This window comes from Shewanella sp. A22, assembly GCF_053850585.1.
The window spans coordinates 1-5,328 of the sequence record NZ_JBSQBN010000190.1 but is presented as its reverse complement, the minus strand read 5'-3'; the positions used below and the strand labels follow the sequence as shown (position 1 = coordinate 5,328).

At 41.1% G+C, this 5,328-nt stretch carries 3 protein-coding genes; all 3 read left to right on the top strand.

Annotated elements, in window-relative coordinates; genetic code table 11:
- Window positions 1–314: 314 nt before the first annotated feature.
- From ACWXWT_RS19785 to ACWXWT_RS19775, 3 genes are read left to right on the top strand one after another with little or no spacing between them, the layout of a single operon-like run.
- Window positions 315–1,400, top strand: a complete 1,086-nt coding sequence (locus ACWXWT_RS19785) for an efflux RND transporter periplasmic adaptor subunit (protein WP_456043286.1) — start codon at window positions 315–317, stop codon at window positions 1,398–1,400.
- On the top strand, window positions 1,400–4,504 hold the full coding sequence (locus ACWXWT_RS19780; protein ID WP_456043285.1) for a multidrug efflux RND transporter permease subunit: 3,105 nt from the start codon (window positions 1,400–1,402) through the stop codon (window positions 4,502–4,504). The genes ACWXWT_RS19785 and ACWXWT_RS19780 overlap by 1 nt, the downstream gene beginning before the upstream one ends.
- A gap of 17 nt (window positions 4,505–4,521) precedes the next feature.
- Window positions 4,522–4,995, top strand: coding sequence for a LabA-like NYN domain-containing protein (locus ACWXWT_RS19775; protein WP_456043284.1), 474 nt, complete (start codon window positions 4,522–4,524; stop codon window positions 4,993–4,995).
- The last annotated feature ends 333 nt before the right edge of the window (window positions 4,996–5,328 follow it).

The following is a 5,328-nucleotide window of genomic DNA, read 5'->3' as shown; positions in this document are numbered from 1 at the left end:
AAGACATTCCCACCATCCATGGCGGTCAGATACTGGAGGTAGAGTAACGCAGGAGCTTGTTACCGAGGATCACTATTCGCTTCAATCATCTGCCTTGCCTACAGCACTTTGAACTCCCGCTGAAAGACCACATATTTAATAGGATTGGTATTACATGTGCCTTGTTACAAATAACATAAAAAGATTTACAATACTTGACGCTCAATTAAACCAAAATAATTACAATAAACGGGCATCAAAACAGGCTAGCTGTTAGCTAATATCGTCGTAAACGACCCCTTCAATTATTGTTTATAGAGATGTGTATTCAAATGATCAAAAAACTTGGCTATTGTCTTGCTTCAGCAATGGTAATACTTACTTTCTATCTAGGTTTTGAATTCAATGTTATTGCCGCATCCACGCCTCACAGAGCAGAGAAGATTGTTCCAGTCATTACTGCCACCGTTGAACAGCATGAGCTCTCGCAATCCATTACCTTAATAGGAAAACTGGCAGCAACCCACTCAGTGATGATAGCGCCACAAGTGGCAGGAAAAATAGACACCATTGAAGTCACATCTAATCAACACGTCAGCAAAGGACAAATACTACTGACATTAGATAACCGCAAAGCTAAAGCCAGTGTAAAAGAAGCCCAAGCCTATTATCAGGATGAACTTCGTAAGCTAAATGAATTTAATAAGTTAATCCACGTTAACGCTATCACTCAAACAGAAATAGAAGCACAAAAATCCAGTGTTGATATTGCTTTAGCTAGACTCGAATCAGCTCAAACAGATCTAGATTATCATACATTAACGGCTCCATTTGCTGGCAATACAGGCCTAATTAACTTCAGTCGCGGGAAGATGGTTGCTATCAATGAATCACTCTTATCACTGGACGATTTATCTGTATTACAGCTCGATTTACAAGTACCAGAACATTACCTGTCACTGTTAAGCACTGGTATGTCCGTAAATGCAACGAGCAGAGCTTGGAGTAATAGCATTTTCACAGGCAAGATTATCGCTATCGACCCTCGCGTGAATTCTGCGACACTCAACCTTAATATTCGTAGCCAGTTTGATAATCAAAAGGGCCAATTAAAACCCGGCATGATGATGTCAGCAACAATGATATTCCCGAGCGTATCGTCTCCTATTGTACCGGTTCAAGCGCTTGAATACTCAGGAACTAAACGTTATGTCTATGTGATAAACCAACACAATATCGCCATACGCACCCAAGTGATATTAGGGGCAAGAATTAAGGATCAAGTGTTAATAGAATCTGGTATTAATATTGGTGACCGCATCGTTATTCAAGGGTTAGTCAATATGCGTGACGGGGTCAAAGTACATGATTTGGCGGTTCAGTCAAAAACAAGCCGTGTTAAAAAACAGGAGCACAAATAATGTGGCTAAGTGATACGGCGGTTAAACGCCCTGTTGTTGCAATTGTTTTGAGTTTATTGCTGTGTGTTTTTGGCTTAGTGTCATTTTCTAAACTGTCAGTTAGAGAAATGCCCGACGTGCAAAACCCTGTTGTGACAGTGATGACCACATACAGTGGTGCATCGGCCACAATTATGGAAAGTAAAATAACGAAGACTCTCGAAGATGAATTAACAGGGATCAGCGGAATTGATGAAATTACCTCAACCACTCGAAATGGCATGTCGCGTATTTCAATTGAATTTGAACTGGGCTGGAATTTAACCGAAGGTGTCAGTGACGTTCGTGATGCAGTCGCAAAAGCACAGCGTCGTTTACCCGACGAAGCAAATGAACCTATTGTGTCTAAAGATAATGGTACTGGCGAAGCGTCGATTTACGTTAACTTGAGCTCTGAAAATATGGATCGCACTCAACTTACAGATTATGCCCAGCGAGTATTAGAGGATAGATTTAGCCTAATTACAGGGGTTAGTTCAGTTAATATATCTGGTGGTTTATACAAGGTCATGTATGTACAACTAAAGCCACAATTAATGGCTGGCAGAAATGTTACTACCAACGATATTATCAATGCATTAAATACCGAAAACCTCGAAACACCGGGCGGTGAAGTACGTAACGACACGACGGTGATGTCAGTCAGGACCAAGCGATTATATTTCAGCCCAGAAGACTTTAATTATTTAGTGGTTCACACCGCAGATGATGGCACACCTATTTACCTTAAAGATGTTGCGAGTGTCTTTATCGGTGCAGAAAATGAAAACTCAACTTTTAAAAGTAATGGTATCGTTAACTTAAGCTTAGGAATAATACCTCAATCAGATGCCAACCCATTAAATATATCAATGCGAGTACAGCAAGAAGTCGATAAAGTGCAGAGTTTTTTACCTAAAGGGACGCAGTTAGTTGTCGATTATGATGCCAACGTATTTATTGACCGCTCGATTAATGAGGTTTACAACACGCTGTTTATAACTGGGGTGCTGGTTATTCTGGTGTTGTACATATTCATAGGCCAAGTCCGGGCGACACTGATCCCAGCAGTAACGGTACCTGTGTCATTAATTTCCGCATTTATGGCGGCATACAGCTTAGGTTACTCCATTAACTTATTAACCTTAATGGCCCTCATTTTGGCCATTGGATTGGTGGTTGATGACGCCATCGTGGTGGTAGAAAATATCTTCCATCATATTGAACAAGGTGAAGAACCACTACTGGCGGCATACAAAGGAACTCGCGAAGTCGGTTTTGCAGTTATATCAACAACCTTAGTATTGGTCATGGTATTTTTACCCATTTCATTTATGGATGGTATGGTCGGATTACTGTTTACCGAATTTTCTGTGATGCTGGCAATGTCAGTTATATTTTCATCACTTATTGCCCTTACTCTTACTCCCGTAATGAGCAGCAAGCTTTTGAAAGCAAATGTGAAAAAAAATAGTTTCAACATTGCTATTGATAATGCTTTTGCTCAGCTAGAACAAAGTTATCGTCGCATGGTTAAGTGGGCATTACGCTGGAGGCTCGCCGCACCAATCATTATTATCACCTGTATCGCTGGCAGCTACTTGCTCATGTTACAAGTTCCTTCGCAACTATCACCACAAGAAGACCGTGGAGTATTATATGCTTTCATCAAAGGTGCTGAAGGTACTAGCTATAATCGCATGGTGACTAATATGGACATTGTTGAAAACAGATTAATGCCCTTACTCGGTCAAGGCGTAGTCAAGTCATTCAGTGTTGAAGCCCCTGCTTTTGGTGGCCGAGCAGGAGACCAAACTGGGTTTGCTATTATTCAATTAGAAGATTGGCAAGACCGCGATACTAATATTAAGCAAGCATTAGCATTAATCAGCAAAACATTAAAAGATATTCCCGATGTAATGGTGCGCCCAATGTTGCCAGGATTTAGAGGGCAATCAAGTGAGCCTGTTCAATTTGTGCTGGGTGGTTCAGACTATTCTGAGTTATTTAAATGGGCCCAAGTACTGCAACAAGAAGCAGACGCAAGCCCCATGCTTGAAGGAGCCGATTTAGATTACTCAGAAACCACTCCAGAACTGGTGGTTACAGTAGATAAGCAGCGTGCTGCAGAACTCGGTATTAGCGTGTCGGAAATATCCACCACCTTAGAAATTATGCTGGGAGGCCGTAGTGAAACCACCTTCGTGGAACGCGGAGAAGAGTACGACGTGTATCTTCGTGGCGATGAAAACAGCTTTAACAGCGTCACCGATCTCAGTAAAATTTACTTTCGAAGCAGTAAAGGCGAATTAATCACCCTTGATACCGTCACTAAAGTTGAAGAAGTTGCTTCTCCACAACGCCTCAGCCATACCAATAAGCAAAAATCAATTACCATAAAAGCTAATTTAGGCGAAGGCTATACCTTAGGCGAAGCGCTCGACTTTTTAGAACAACGAGCTATCACATTATTGCCAAACGATATTTCCATTGCTTACACTGGTGAATCAAAAGATTTTAAAGAAAACCAAACAGGAGTTATGGTGGTATTTGGCTTGGCAATTCTCATTGCCTACCTTGTACTGGCCGCTCAATTCGAAAGCTTTATCAACCCTGCTGTGGTCATGTTTACTGTTCCCATGGGTATTTTGGGCGGATTTATTGGCTTAGTCGTCATGCATCAAGGAATGAACATTTATAGTCAAATTGGCATGATAATGCTAATTGGTATGGTAACTAAAAATGGTATTTTGATTGTCGAATTTGCCAATCAATTGCGCGATAGAGGCCTACCAATCGATAAGGCTATTATTGATGCTTCAGCACGCCGGTTGCGGCCGATATTAATGACCGCATTCACCACATTAATTGGTGCTATACCACTGATTATGTCTACAGGAGCCGGCAGCGAGAGCCGCATTGCGGTAGGAACTGTGATATTCTTCGGTATGGCATTTGCGACCATAGTCACCTTATTAGTGATCCCTGCAATGTACCGACTCATATCTTCGTCAACTCACTCTCCAGGATTTGTTGAAGCACAACTTAATGCCGCGATAAGCGCGCAACAAACACAGCAACCTTGACCAAAACAGGTGTAATAATGACTAACCTAGCAGTATTTGTAGATGTACAAAACATTTATTACACCTGTAAGCAAGGGTTTGGCCGCTCATTTAATTACCGAGCCTTGTACAAACGTCTATCGGCTCAGGGCAAGATTAGCCATGCAATTGCCTACGCAATTGCCCCTGCTGATGACGGACAAGTTAAGTTTCAAGATGCCTTGAAACATATAGGATTCACAGTTAAAACAAAGCCTTATATTCAGCGTAGTGATGGTTCTGCAAAAGGAGATTGGGACGTTGGGATCACAATCGATATGCTTGAAATCGCCCCCACGGTAGATGAAGTCATTTTACTCTCTGGAGATGGGGATTTTGATTTACTACTGAAGAAAATAAACCAAACAACCCAATGTTATACTCATGTATTAAGTGTTGAACGCCTCACCGCAAAATCATTAACCGATCAATGCCAACAATTTACCGCAATCGACCCATCATTACTGATCTAAAATAAGCCCCACCAAGCTTTGCGGTCACACGTTTTGTTCACCTCAAAATACCATCCCAAATTATGGTTATACCCATTTCATTCATTATGTGCTCAATCAGAGTCACTTCTTTTTTTCAGTTTGAGGCACATCGTTGAAAGAAATGGTGTTCCCTTGTAGAACAATGCAACAAAAAATGAACACAAACTGCATGGAATAAATAAAAACCAATAATACCAATCCTATTAAATATGTGATCTTTCAGCGGGAGTTCAAAGTGCTGTAGGCAAGGCAGATGATTGAAGCGAATAGTGATTCTATTTTGAAAGCATCTAACGAAGCATAAAGGACTTT

Coding starts and splice junctions, on each gene's coding strand:
- ACWXWT_RS19780 (WP_456043285.1), top strand. CDS start 1,400: ATGTGGCTAAGTGATACGGCGGTTAAACGCCCTGTTGTTGCAATTGTT.
- ACWXWT_RS19775 (WP_456043284.1), top strand. CDS start 4,522: ATGACTAACCTAGCAGTATTTGTAGATGTACAAAACATTTATTACACC.